The organism is uncultured Nostoc sp. (assembly GCF_964245575.1).
In the GTDB taxonomy this organism is placed as follows: Bacteria; Cyanobacteriota; Cyanobacteriia; order Cyanobacteriales; family Nostocaceae; genus Nostoc.
The window spans coordinates 1-12,848 of sequence record NZ_CAXTNP010000235.1; the positions used below are offsets into that span (position 1 = coordinate 1).

The 12,848-nt window shown below is 41.7% G+C and carries 13 protein-coding genes; 4 read left to right on the top strand and 9 right to left on the bottom strand.

Going from position 1 to position 12,848, the window contains the following annotated elements; genetic code table 11:
• The first annotated feature begins 440 nt into the window (after positions 1–440).
• Complete coding sequence (locus tag ACFFAP_RS28555; RefSeq protein WP_375514395.1) at positions 441–929, top strand: cupin domain-containing protein; 489 nt, start codon at positions 441–443, stop codon at positions 927–929.
• 41 nt (positions 930–970) lie between these two features.
• On the opposite strand, the gene ACFFAP_RS28560 is transcribed toward ACFFAP_RS28555, so the two are convergent.
• From ACFFAP_RS28560 to ACFFAP_RS28570, 3 genes are all read right to left on the bottom strand, one after another.
• Positions 971–1,969, bottom strand: a complete 999-nt coding sequence (locus ACFFAP_RS28560) for a protein rep (protein ID WP_375514396.1) — start codon at positions 1,967–1,969, stop codon at positions 971–973.
• A 322-nt stretch (positions 1,970–2,291) separates the two neighbouring features.
• Positions 2,292–4,940: a leucine--tRNA ligase gene (leuS, locus tag ACFFAP_RS28565; RefSeq protein ID WP_375514397.1), complete on the bottom strand. Its 2,649-nt coding sequence runs from the start codon at positions 4,938–4,940 to the stop codon at positions 2,292–2,294.
• Positions 4,941–5,193: 253 nt separating this feature from the next.
• Positions 5,194–5,571 carry a hypothetical protein gene (locus tag ACFFAP_RS28570; RefSeq protein ID WP_375514398.1) on the bottom strand — a complete coding sequence of 126 codons (378 nt, stop codon included), beginning with the start codon at positions 5,569–5,571 and terminating at the stop codon, positions 5,194–5,196.
• 128 nt (positions 5,572–5,699) lie between these two features.
• On the opposite strand from ACFFAP_RS28570, the gene ACFFAP_RS28575 reads away from it, so the two are divergent.
• On the top strand, positions 5,700–5,897 hold the full coding sequence (locus tag ACFFAP_RS28575) for a hypothetical protein (protein ID WP_335217488.1): 198 nt from the start codon (positions 5,700–5,702) through the stop codon (positions 5,895–5,897).
• 109 nt (positions 5,898–6,006) lie between these two features.
• The gene (locus ACFFAP_RS28580; RefSeq protein WP_375514399.1) at positions 6,007–6,462 is read left to right on the top strand and encodes a gamma-glutamylcyclotransferase; all 456 of its coding nucleotides are present in this window, start codon (positions 6,007–6,009) and stop codon (positions 6,460–6,462) included.
• Between the two features lie 13 nt (positions 6,463–6,475).
• Here ACFFAP_RS28580 and ACFFAP_RS28585 read toward each other — a convergent pair whose 3' ends face one another.
• The 3 genes from ACFFAP_RS28585 to ACFFAP_RS28595 all read right to left on the bottom strand — a co-directional run bounded on the left by ACFFAP_RS28585 (position 6,476) and on the right by ACFFAP_RS28595 (position 8,422).
• Positions 6,476–7,090 (bottom strand): anti-sigma factor family protein, encoded by a 615-nt coding sequence (locus ACFFAP_RS28585; RefSeq protein ID WP_375514400.1) that lies wholly within the window; start codon positions 7,088–7,090, stop codon positions 6,476–6,478.
• Positions 7,091–7,247: 157 nt separating this feature from the next.
• A complete protein-coding gene (locus tag ACFFAP_RS28590; RefSeq protein WP_118167845.1) occupies positions 7,248–7,904 on the bottom strand; it encodes a sigma-70 family RNA polymerase sigma factor in 657 nt (218 codons plus the stop codon).
• A 368-nt stretch (positions 7,905–8,272) separates the two neighbouring features.
• Positions 8,273–8,422 (bottom strand): hypothetical protein, encoded by a 150-nt coding sequence (locus ACFFAP_RS28595; RefSeq protein WP_375514401.1) that lies wholly within the window; start codon positions 8,420–8,422, stop codon positions 8,273–8,275.
• Between the two features lie 690 nt (positions 8,423–9,112).
• On the opposite strand from ACFFAP_RS28595, the gene ACFFAP_RS28600 reads away from it, so the two are divergent.
• Positions 9,113–9,724 carry a L,D-transpeptidase gene (locus tag ACFFAP_RS28600; RefSeq protein ID WP_375514404.1) on the top strand — a complete coding sequence of 204 codons (612 nt, stop codon included), beginning with the start codon at positions 9,113–9,115 and terminating at the stop codon, positions 9,722–9,724.
• A 73-nt stretch (positions 9,725–9,797) separates the two neighbouring features.
• Here ACFFAP_RS28600 and ACFFAP_RS28605 read toward each other — a convergent pair whose 3' ends face one another.
• The 3 genes from ACFFAP_RS28605 to ACFFAP_RS28615 all read right to left on the bottom strand — a co-directional run bounded on the left by ACFFAP_RS28605 (position 9,798) and on the right by ACFFAP_RS28615 (position 12,818).
• Entirely contained in the window at positions 9,798–10,337 is a 540-nt protein-coding gene (locus ACFFAP_RS28605; RefSeq protein WP_375514402.1) for a late competence development ComFB family protein, read from the bottom strand.
• A gap of 125 nt (positions 10,338–10,462) precedes the next feature.
• Positions 10,463–11,377 carry a M23 family metallopeptidase gene (locus ACFFAP_RS28610; RefSeq protein ID WP_375514403.1) on the bottom strand — a complete coding sequence of 305 codons (915 nt, stop codon included), beginning with the start codon at positions 11,375–11,377 and terminating at the stop codon, positions 10,463–10,465.
• A gap of 748 nt (positions 11,378–12,125) precedes the next feature.
• Positions 12,126–12,818, bottom strand: coding sequence for a DevA family ABC transporter ATP-binding protein (locus ACFFAP_RS28615; RefSeq protein WP_375514405.1), 693 nt, complete (start codon positions 12,816–12,818; stop codon positions 12,126–12,128).
• Positions 12,819–12,848 lie beyond the last annotated feature (30 nt).

Consider the following 12,848-nt stretch of genomic DNA (forward strand, 5'->3'; position numbering starts at 1 on the left):
ACTTCAGTAAAACAATCTGTATTCTTAAGCACAAAATTAGATGCGCTTACCCTGACTGTGCGAATAGGCTTTGAATCAGTCATTGTTATTTTTATCCATCTATTTTGAGATTTTATAACTTTATCATCGAAGCTATTTCCTAGCTTCAAGTAAAGGCAATTTAACCAGTCATCAACTCGTTTGGTGGCTGGTATTTCTTTTTTCTTGACTCTTCGGGTTGTAGAAAAGATAGGCTAACGCCTAAAAATTATGAGGATATGCTTTCATCTACTCGCTTAGTTGCGTAATTTCTCTTTTTTAATCTCTCCAAGTGAAAAGAAATAAAGAGTTTTACTCCAATAGTCGTGATGCCAACATCCACGCATTTTTTTCTTGCCCTTCGGGCTGAGGGAAGGTGTAATTAGTTTGGTTTTCAGAGTTAAAATTTTTAGGAGTTAATAATGAATTTACTTGAAACTAAAACTATTGAAGACTTTGGTTGCGATCTTCAAAGTCTTCATGACTGGTGCAATCATCAATTTGGCATGAAGTCAATGCCTTCTAGTGAGATTGCTTTTGGTCGAACTCACAAATGGTTTGGATATGAGGTAATACTACTAAACCCTGCGCTAATTAAGAAAGGACATTGGGATGAGACGGTTAATCGACTTGGCGATCGCATTCTTCCAGGATGGAATTGTGCCTTACTCTGCCATTATCCTCCAGGTGGTGGCATGAAACGACACCGTGACCACTCCGTTTTTGAACTTTTGGTAGCATTAGTAAATATTGGACGTGCTACTTTCCGCATTGATAATCAGGAACATCACCTTGAAGATGGTCAGGTTATCCAGTTTGATTCTAGTATTCCCCATGAACTACTTCCGGTTGTATCTGAACGGTGGTCTTTGTCCTTTCGCCGGATTAAGCCACAGTATCTACCGTTCTAAACTTATGTAATCCTTTTTCTCTAAGGATTATGCGGCTCTTATTATATCGCTGATATCACTCTATATTTAAATCTTTGTAACTTGCGCTCCCATCGGAAATACAAACTTTCTCCATCCACCTCATCTATCTCTTCACTTTCATTAATGAGGTCTTGATTTTTCTCCTCTAATTCCCGCATATACTGCCTGAGTATACCCCCAACAGCGATCGCTCTAGTTTTATGCAGCTGACGGGTTAACTCTAGAAACCATTCTTTATCATCCACCAAATCTGACTCTTTCACCTGATACTTGAGAATTTCTGGGATAAGTAGTGACGGGTTATGATGCTTTGCGATCGCGCTAGTATGAACAACAGGCTGGTAATCAATCCGTAAGCACTGCTGCCACAACGCTACCCATTTGGTATGAGAAAGATACCCATGACTGAAATAGGAAGGCGGCACCATTGCCAAAATATGTAAATGCGGGTGTACTGAGACTCCATCTCTACCTTTAGTTACTTCTGTGGACTTTACCCAACCTTTCGCAGGCCATGCTTTCAATTCAGTCAATCGCTTAAAAGCTTTATTTATCGAATTCAAGTTTTCCTTGAGTTCCTTAATTTGACAATTCTTTATAGTCAAAGTAATAAACAGCCAACGGTGCTTGGGGCAATCAGTGACAACCTGTGGGAGAATTTTGTAAGCCCTTGCTTTCCACATGAGCGCTCGCCGCCACTGACAAACCGGACAGTGACGAACCCGACAGAATCGAGCATCTGATAGCTTTAACTTGAAAATACCTTCCGATTCGTCTGGCATTAATTGAAACTTTAGCAACTCGGAACATATTCTCATCCGCCAAGCATACTGCTGAAAACAATGTTCGTCTGCTTTGGCGTAATAATGCAAGACTTTATCAGTATTAGCTCTGTGCTTATCCCAAATTTTACCTATAGACGAAACTTCGGATAAGCTTACATTTTGATTTTGTTGGAACTTATCTTGAGACGATATATCAAAAGCAATAAAGTTACTGTCTGAGGCTTGAGCAGACACGAAATTACCAAATCAGTTTGTATCAACGCCCCAAACTAACGCAAATTATACGATCAAGCCTCAGTAAAAGTATTTAAGTAAATATGAAGGTGGTACAATTGCCAAAATATTTAGAAGTTGTTGTTCTAACTCTTTGAGTGTCACGGATGTACATTGTCTGATGTTTTGTCAGGCTACATTTACAATTTTCTTGATTGCTAAGTACAACATTTCATTAATAATTTGTAGCGAATTCTCTGCGCCTCTATGCTGCAAAAAGGCGAAGCGCATCTACGTTAAAATTTTAACCCTCAATTCGCCACAATTTTATGCAAAGCTGTACTTAGCTAACTACAAAATTCACCAACTTTCCAGGGACGACAATTACCTTTTTAATCTCCTTACCTTCGATGTAACGTTGGGCAATTTCTGATTCACGGGCATATTTTTCCAACACTGTTTTATCTGCTTGTGCTGGTACTTGAATCGCGCCGCGAGTTTTACCCATAACTTGAATCACTAAAGTCATTTCATCAGCTACCAAAGCAACAGGGTCAAATGATGGCCAAGTTTGAGTGTGAACTGAATCACTTTCACCCAATAAATGCCACAATTCATCAGTAATATGTGGTGCAAATGGTGCTAGCAATACCACCAAAGTCCGAATACCTTCTGCATAAATTGGTGAATTTTTACCGTCAGCATCAGTTAGGGCGTTACTTAACTTCATCAATTCTGAAATAGCTGTGTTGAATTGATAATCGTCTTCAACGTCTTCTGTCACCGCTTGAATAGCCGTGTGAATCGCCCGTCGCAATTCCTTTTCTGCCTTAGTTAAATCAGCGAGTTGGGCTTGCTTACGGGATACCCCAGCCGCAACATAATCTGTCACCAAAAGCCAAACCCGATTTAAAAAGCGGAATTGTCCTTGCACATCGGCTTCATTCCATTCCAGGTCTTTTTCTGGCGGCGCTTTGAACAATATGAACATTCGCGCTGTATCTACACCATATTTGGCAATTACATCTTCTGGTGCTACACCGTTGCCCTTTGATTTAGACATGGTGGCGTAGAGATGTTGCAATGGTTCACCTGTCTGGGGGTCGCGGGGGTCGGCTGAATTTACTAAATTAGAAGGAATCCATTTATCTTTACCGCCCTTGTTGGGATTTAAGTAAGTTAAACCCTGTACCATACCTTGAGTTAACAGGCGTTGGAAGGGTTCATCAAAGTTTAATAAACCGCGATCGCGTAGTACCTTAGTAAAGAAGCGCGAATACAACAAATGTAAAATCGCGTGTTCAATCCCACCTACATACTGATCTACTGGCATCCAGTCGTTAATTTTACTGGAATCAAAAACCTGTTGTTCATTTTTAGCATCAGGGAAGCGCAAGAAATACCACGAGGAATCAATAAAAGTATCCATCGTGTCGGTTTCCCGCTTCGCTGGAGTGCCGCAAGTTGGACAAGGCACATTTACCCAGCTTGACAACTGAGTCAAAGGTGAACCGCCACGTCCAGTAAATTCCACCTCTTCTGGCAACTGGACTGGTAAATCTTTGTCAGGCACTGGCACTATCCCACAGTTGGGACAGTGAATTACAGGTATCGGTGCGCCCCAGTAACGCTGCCGCGAAATTAACCAATCCCGCAAGCGATATTGCACCCGCACTTTACCAAAACCTTGTTGTTGGGCGTATTCAATTATTGCTTGTTTAGCATCTGTGGAAGTCATGCCAGTAAAAGACCCAGAATTAATTAAAATTCCTGGTTCAGTGTATGCCTGGTTATATTCAATTTGGATGAGTTGTGTAACTTCATCAATCTCTGATGCTGGAGTTAAGTCAAAACCAGCAACATCATCCGGGGAAGCGATGACAAAATCAACTGGCAAATCGTAATTTTTGGCAAACTTAAAATCTCGGACATCGTGGGCTGGTACACCCATCACTGCCCCAGTACCATACTCATACAGTACATAGTCAGCAATCCAAATCGGCACTTCTTCCCCTGTAAATGGGTTAATTGCCACCCCACCTGTGGAGATACCCCGCTTAGGTTTGTCTTCAGAGGTACGTTCCAACTCACTTTGATTGGAAACCTCTTTAATAAAAACTTCTACTGCCGCTTGTTGTTCTTTTGTGGTGACAAGCTTTGTTAAGGGATGTTCTGGTGCTAACACTAAGTAGCTGACACCATAAACGGTATCTGGACGTGTAGTATATACGCCGATCTTTTCATCTATCCCAATGATGGGAAATTCCAAGTAAGCGCCTGTGGATTTGCCAATCCAGTTTGCCTGCATCAATTTGACGCGTTCCGGCCAACCTGTTAACTTATCCAAGTCATTGAGTAATTCTTCGGCGTAATCGGTAATCTTGAAAAACCACTGCCGCAATAATTTCCGCTCAACTATTGCCCCACTGCGCCAAGACCGTCCTTCGTTATCAACTTGCTCGTTTGCTAATACAGTTTGGTCAATGGGGTCCCAGTTTACTGCTGCTTCTTTTTGGTAAGCTAACCCCGCTTGCAAAAACTGCAAGAAAATCCATTGTGTCCACTTGTAATAATCTGGTGAACAGGTAGCAAGTTCACATTCCCAATCAATAGATAAACCAAGACGCTGCAATTGTTGCCGCATCTGAGCCATATTCTGATAAGTCCACTTTGCTGGCGGTACACCACGGTCAATGGCGGCATTTTCTGCTGGCAAGCCAAAGGCATCCCAACCCATTGGATGTATTACTCGATACCCTTGCATTCGTTTAAGGCGGGCAATCACATCGGTAATCGTATAATTACGGACGTGACCCATGTGTAGGCTGCCCGATGGATAAGGAAACATGGAAAGAGCGTAGAATTTTGGCTTGTTGCTAGCTGTAGGTGTTTTATCTAAGCCAAGTTCTACCCATGTTTTTTGCCATTTTTCCTCAATTGCTGCTGGGTTATATCGAGAATCAACAGAATCACGTATTTCCAATGGTTTCATGCCTGTTACACTTTACTTCTACTAATTTTCTAGTATTTGACCCTTACTAGTACATTTGAGCCACTATCTTGAGGGAATTATCTGTCTAGTAATTTTCTAATTTAATTTACAAAATCAATTTACTATTTCTTTCTACCCCCTATTTCTATCTATCTTATATCCCTAAAGTTCAACAAGTTTAGGTATATAGGACATAAAGAAGTCCCTAAGCTTAGGATGCTGGGGACTAGATGTGTTATGGTTCTAAATTGATTTACTGGGTTAGCAGTGCGATCGCCATTTCAAGGTGTATCTTAGCCTTGTGCAAGTTAAGCAAATTTTCTTGGTCGTATCTGTCAGGATAGCTCATAGCTTTGCCTTCCATCGTTAGCTTGCTCAGCGCTGCTTGCTCATCAGTAGGTGAGTTCATCTCATCTACCACCCCTTCAAGGAATTGAATAACGCTGAAACCTGCTAACTTCAACCCTCTTCCCTGTCTTATTTGAGCGAGTGCTATCTGTGGGAATGCCATCAAGATGACAATCCAACTAGTTTTGTAGCCTCCATTCCCAGTAGGCTTTAATCCGTAACGCCTACACAAGTCTCTCAACTCACCAGTGGTTTTGATTTCGAGTTCTGACCTTGTGAACATAAAATAGAATTACCCATTTGTAAAAGTGGTATCGGTGGTGAACCATTTACCAGGATGAAAGCACCACCGATTTAAAACTTTATTTTAATGTTAACGTTGCAATCAAGCTATATTTACTTTTCGCAATAATGCCTAATCCTAAAGGTAATCCTCAGAATTTAGAACCTGCACCGTCAGATAGAGAGATTAAGTTAACCGAACAATTAAATTTTCGTGTCACCAAGGAAATGAAGGAAGAAGTGAAGGCACAAGAAGATCCTCCTGAATTTTGTAGAGAAGCTATTCAAGAGAAGTTAGACAGGAATAAGGGCAAGAGTAGCACTTAATTGCTTAACTATTAATCTGAGTAAATAAAAATACCTCTAGAATTAATATCTAAAGGTATTCACTATGATAAGTTTTTATTGCTGTCGATTCAGATGGTAAAAATAGGCGATGGCTGAATCAAATATAAAATTTTCTGATTTGGTGTGGGTTTTTGTTTACGGCACGCTCAAACCAGGTGAAGCTAACTATAAAAGATACTGTGCTGGCAAAGTAGTTGATTTCAAAAGAGCCTTTGTACAAGGTAAATTGTTTGCTTTGCCAATGGGCTACCCAGCGATGACGCTAGGGGATAGCCAAGTTTACGGATATTTACTCTCTTTTTCCAACCCAAGGATTTTAAATGATTTGGATGTGCTGGAAGATTACCAGCCCAATAGACAACCACCAGAAAACCTCTATAATCGGCAAATTATCGAGGTTTATGAGCCACAGTCGCTCTCTCTGGGTTGGGCTTGGGTTTATTTAATGACTCTAGACCAAGTTGAGCAATTAGGAGGCTTCCTCCAACCTGACGGCTGGTGGAGTGGCTGTGGTTTAACCGCAAAGTACAGTTATGATCTGTGAACTGTTAATGCGATTAGTTTATGTCCTGTTTGGAGTCGTGCTGTTGCGGCTGTACCGGATAAATTGGATTTTCTGGAGAAGCTACTGCTGCTTTAGGAATTTCAATTACCGGGTTATTTAGTCCCACCATCAACGGGGAAGGTTGAATTATCGACGCTGAGGATGTTTGTATCGGTTCTGTTTGTGGTCGTTGTGCCAGTTGTGGCGCTCTCGAACCAATAGGTACTAGGCCAGATACTGCACCGATTACACAAGCAGCAACGGCTGCACTTCCCGCCATCCAGTTTAAACGGGAACGGCGGCGCAAACGTGTCAATACTTGCTGAACTGTTGCTTCTGGTGACTGTTGGGCTGTTGGTACTGGGAGAGTCCGCAAGCCTTGGCGCAGCTTTAAAAGTCGGGCATACAAGCATTGAACTGAGGCATCATTTGCCAGCCATTCTTCTACTTGCCTGCGTTCGGTGGCTGTGACTTCACCATCAAGATAAGCACTCAATAACTCGAAGCGATCGCGCTTCACCATATCCATAAGACCCGTTGATTCATTGGTATGATTGGCCATTCCATCTGACAAATCTTGAGGAAGTTGCAAAGGAGAACGGTCGGAAAACTGAGAATCAGTAGTCATCTTAACATTATTACCAATTCATACACAGGTAAACTGGGCGGGAAATTCGGAGAAATTAGCCAATTTTCCTCCTCAGGGCAGAAGCGATCTACGTCTTTGGTGTAATTATTAATCAATGCTTAAATTCTGCCATTGAGCAGAGGCAAAATACTGTAAATTAGGAATCTAGATAATTCTGCAAGTGAGCTTGCAGCCTCGTTCTAGCTCTGGCTATTCTTGACTTGACAGTTCCTAAGGAAACTCCAGTTATTTCGGCAATTTCTTCATAAGCCATGCCTTCGATTTCTCTGAGGACAATGGTAGTACGAAACACCTCTGGTAAATCCGCGATCGCTTCTCGCAGTTGCTCGTAAAATTCTCTAGTTGTCAGTTCTTCTTCAGGGCCGGGAGTATCGCCAGCAATTTCCCAATCCATCTCGCCGTCCTCTAACGAACGGGGAGCATCCAGCGACAAAGGACTCATAACCCGCTTGCGTTTCCGCAACTCGTCGTAAAACAAGTTGGTGGCAATGCGGCTTAACCAGCCCCGAAATTTGGCAGGCTCTTGTAATCGGTTAATATTCCGATACACTCGAATCCAAACTTCTTGAGCTAAATCGGCTCTGTCAGCCCAATCTGGAGCCAGGTGGTATAGAACTCTATCAACTTGACTTTGATAGCGGCGTAATAGTTCTGCAAACGCAACACGATCTGGTCGCAGTCCTGCTTGACAGCGCAAAATTAAATCGTGGTTAGGGAGTTTGTCAACTTGCACTGATGCTTCTGGATACTTTGCATCAATCGTTGACCAGGATACAGAGATCGACTGACTCATAGATCGTACTGGCTCTAAATCATCCCTATCTATTAGACCTGCTAATGGGACAGAAGTTCCATGCTAAAGTGACGGATTTATGACTGGAACACTGAGGCAGACAATTTTGGATACATTTATTGCAATAAGAAGAGCCACTTTTTCCTTATACTGCTGGCATAGCTGCCCAAAACCCATTAACTAAATAAAGGCGCAGCAATATGCATATTTTAGTAATTTTCGCAACTGGGTATATACGCTTGATAAAAATAATTAAATCTGGTTATAAGGATGAAGAGAAAAATTTTGTAATTTAAACTTCTTGATACCTTTAAAGTTCAGGTATTAATTTCTGGGAGTTAAGTTGCTGTGGTGACTATAATGGTGATTTATTTTTTTGATTTTGTAACCAAAATAGTTGCTGATTGTTCTGGTTGTGACCCGTAGGTAGCACCATTATATTGATTTGGTACGCGAACTTGAAAAAGGAAGTTGAGGGAAAATGTAATTGTGACTGCTAAGAATAGTTTTTCAAACATGGTTTTTCTCCCACCTACACCATTAATAATTGATTACTACATTTCAAAAGTTGCACCAGAAAGTCCAAGTATTGGCTTACAACCCTTAGAACTTTGGAGGAATGAGGTTGGTCACTTAGAGTTTTGCTGCTGGGACAATTTACATAGTCTTAGTTTGCCCAGAGGTGTTGGCAAATTTATAACGGAAATGATAAGTATTGATAAATTTTTGATGATCGGATGATGAACTCATCCAATTGTTCGGCTGGATATGTCAGGGATAAATAATAGGCGATAGCAATGGTAAAAAATGAATCTATAGGGCGGATGGTAATGTTGCTCTGTTTTGGCACAGCATTTTTATCTTTAGCTGTCCATTGGCGCATTACTACGGCAGAACGGCAGTCTGACAAGTCTGTATCTACTGCGATGCGGCGAGATTCTACCCTAACCAATCCTAAGGGAAGCCGCCCAGAGGGAGTTTACAAGAATCTTTCCCAAGGGAGTTTAGGGGAAATTGCACTGGGTGCATCTGTGCCAGGTGATGAAGTCACCCAAGGCTCAACTGCCCAGAGGGTGTTTACACCAAAGTCCTCTGCTATTAAGTCTCAAACTAAGTCGAAAATAATTAAGAAAAATGTAGCGAAAGCAACTACTCGGAGGGCTTCTACACTCAAGTATTCTGCTATTAAGCCTCGAACTAAGTCGGAAATAATTAAGAAGAATGTAACCAAAGGGACTAATGTAGGCGCAATTGTCCCTCAAACTCAGCCCCAAATCATTAAAAGGGATGTAGCGAAAGAAACTCACCTATCAACTAAGACGCGGCTGGTGGCGCAAGTAGAAACACAAAATCCAGTTACAGATAGTTGGCCAAAAGCTCTATGGTCTCAGGCTTCAGCCCAACAAGTACCATCTAGTAGGGTAGCAGATGCCAAGACGCAAGTGGTAGTTGATTTAAGCGATCGCCGTACTTATGTATACGCAGGAAACGAGGTGATAGCCAGTTACCCAATTGCTATAGGTAAGAAAGGTTGGGAAACGCCCACAGGTTCTTTTGAGGTGATTCACATGCGACACTATCCAATTTGGCGTCACCCGATTACAGGCAAAGTATTTGAGGCTGGTACGGATAGTCCCTTGGGAGATAGATGGATTGGTTTTTGGTCAGATGGACGAAATGAAATTGGCTTTCATGGCACGCCGGAAACCGATTTGGTAGGAACGGCTGTATCCCACGGCTGCTTAAGAATGCGTAATTCTGATGTTCGATTGTTGTATGAGCAAGTGAGTTTGGGAACAACAGTATTAGTGCGTGATTAATTATAGAGTCATTAGTCATTAGTCCTTTGTTGTTTGTTTAAAACAAATGACTAATGACTAATGACTCTTAAAATTATAATTTCTGCTCAAAGTTAGGTGCGTATGTCTGGAGTAAAGCACTAACTTGGCGTACAACCTCATTTCCAGTGTTTTTACCCAAGGCTTGCCGTTCTGGGAAGAAATTGGGTCGATCGAGGTAACGGTTAATTGCCTCACTTATTTGCTGAGAAATTAAGTCTTGCAGTTGTGCCTGAGCCGTTTGGCGCTGGAAGTTAGCACCTTCTTCTGTAGTAGCATATAAAGGTGGTAGCCGATTGAGAGCATAAGCAGCAATATCGCCGACATCTAGAGAACTTTCGCTGGTGGCTTCAATTTCTGCGACTCGTGCGATCGCTTCCGTCAGTACCAATTCTTCCATAACGTTAATGAATTGTTTGCGAGGTACCGCCACTACCTCACCAGTTAATAGCGAACCCATCAGCCGATCCAGCGCCATATACTCTTCAATTGAGAGTTCCGAGGCGTTGTCACATATTCTACCGACTTCTGCTTCCATTGCTGGTGTCAAATAACCATCCTGGAGAGCTTGTTCTACAATTTTTTCGATGCTCATAATGCTTATCATCATTTATGTTAGCAAAGCTTGGTAGGGACGGTATCAACCCAATTTCTTTTGCCTAATTCTCAGCAAAAAAAACACACACAAATTATGCACAGACGCGATCAATTCCGCCTCTACTAATTAACGACCTTAGTTCGCCAAGGTGTTGGATCAACAGATTGTCCGTTGACATACAGACCCCAGTGCAAATGTGGCCCCGTAGCAGCACCTGTTGAACCTACTGCACCAATTAGTTGACCAGCTTTCACAAAATCACCTTCTTTAACGTTAATACGACTCAGGTGCATGAAAATACTGGTTACTCCTTGACCGTGGTCAATACCAACTACGTTACCGTGTATCCGAAATCCTTGGGATACCCTACCTACCAAAGCAACTCGCCCAGAGGCTGGGGCAATTACCGGTGATCCGGCAGCACCAGCGTAGTCAAGACCACGATGATAGTAGTCTTTTGCAAATGTACCATTATAGTAGCGACGTACACCATAGTTTGTACTCATCCGCCCTGCATTTGGCTTCAGAAATACTCCATTCCAATACTTTTCTGGTGTTTGTAATGCCTTGAAAGCTGCCACCCGCTTAAGTTCATACTCTGTGGCATCCACTCCGGCTTTGCCAGGTGGCAAAGTAATGCGTTGTACGGGGAACTTGCGATTAAGCACATTCACTGCCAAGTTTTGTACTTGACCATCCCCTGTAACCCGAAGTGTTCTAGTTCCAGCTTTTTCTAGTGGTGTTGTGGGAACAAAAGCCCGATACTGATTGGGAGCAATTTCAAAGGCTGGGTATGTATTTTTACCACTAACTACTGTTGGATTTGTACTATTATCGGGATTATCTCGATTAATCTCCACCGAAATTGTATCCCCTAATTTAGGATTAGTTGGAGTCACCTTTACTTGTAAAGCATCTACAGGCAATGCGAAGGTGAGAGGGAGAACAGCAAATATTCCCTTTAACACATTTATTGCTTTGACATTAAAATCGAGCAACTTCTTGTTTGAACTACTAGCGCTATTCTCAATAATCATAGAGCTACAAAAATCCCTTGCTTGTGTTGCAAAATAGACTAGCTTATTTCTACTAGTGTTTCCTGTTTGAAGTAGATGTTGTTGAAAACCATAAATATTGGGAAATCCATCAAGGACTTATGGATAAGACAAAGGCAGGGGGTAAGAGACAAGGGAGGATGATTTGTAACTGTAATTTAGTGAATTGGTATAAACTCTAATAATCAAGGTGTATTACATTGGCAATAATCTTAAAATTTAACTAGATTGATGGCAAAGACGCTCTCGTGGCTTGCCATCGGTATCAAATGTTCGGCAACAAAAGAAACCTGTTGGGGTTTAACCATTAGATAATAATACTTGAAGAAAATCTTGGAAGCAACTGGACACTTGTTCAACTGGACATTCATACTACACTGTTAGGTTAAAGGTGGTGTAGGTAAATCGCCAAACCAGGTAAACTAAGGGCAAGGCGAAAGCGTCAGAAATAACCCCAAAAAATTTAGCAAGGCTAGATTTAGTAAGCTGTTGAGCATTTAATTTGCACAAGTAGGGTGGGCATCTTGCCCACCCTATCATAGATTTTATTGATATATGGTATAAATTATTTCTAGGATTTTCAGTTTATCTAATCCTTAATCCTGGTTTATACACTTATAACAGATATTACTAATGTTAATATGGGGTGTTGGGTGTAAAGTAACAGTGATTTTACCTAAAATTTTCTCATTTTGAGTTGAGAAGCTCGATTAATAAAGGCTTATCAACTCTAAGGTAATAGTTTTACTTTTGACTTGAGTTTGCCATCTTCCATGTGAACGATGCGATCGGCAATGTCTAGGATGCGGTTGTCATGAGTAACCATCAAGATGGTACAGCCTTGTTCTTTTGCCAGTTTTTGCATGAGATTGACTACATCTCGTCCCGATTGACTATCAAGGGCGGCGGTGGGTTCATCCGCTAGGATTATTTGAGGATGACTAACTAAGGCACGAGCGATCGCTACTCGTTGTTTTTGTCCCCCAGACAGTTTATCAGGATAGTAATGCAAATGATTTCCTAATCCTACGTGTTCTAGGATTTGGGCTGACCTAGCTAGCATCTTTTTTAACCCAAGATGTTTATGCAATTCCAAAGCCATTTTGACGTTTTGGAGTGCTGTTAAACTACCATGCAAGTTATGTGATTGGAAAATATAACCGTTACGGCGTCGCGCCTGCATTAGTGTTTCAGCATTAGCACCACAAAGTTCTTGTCCCAACACCCGCAAACTACCAGATTGGGTAGAACGCAACCCACCTACTAAGGTCAGCAAGGTAGTCTTTCCAGAACCAGAGGGCCCAGTCATAATAATAATTTCACCGGGGTTAATCTCTAAGTTGATGTTAGATAAAACTTGCTTACGCAGTGAGCCTTGACCAAAATGGTGGTCGAGATTCTGGATGGAGATGACGGGAAGCATATTTGGGGATTGAGGATTGGGGTATTGGGG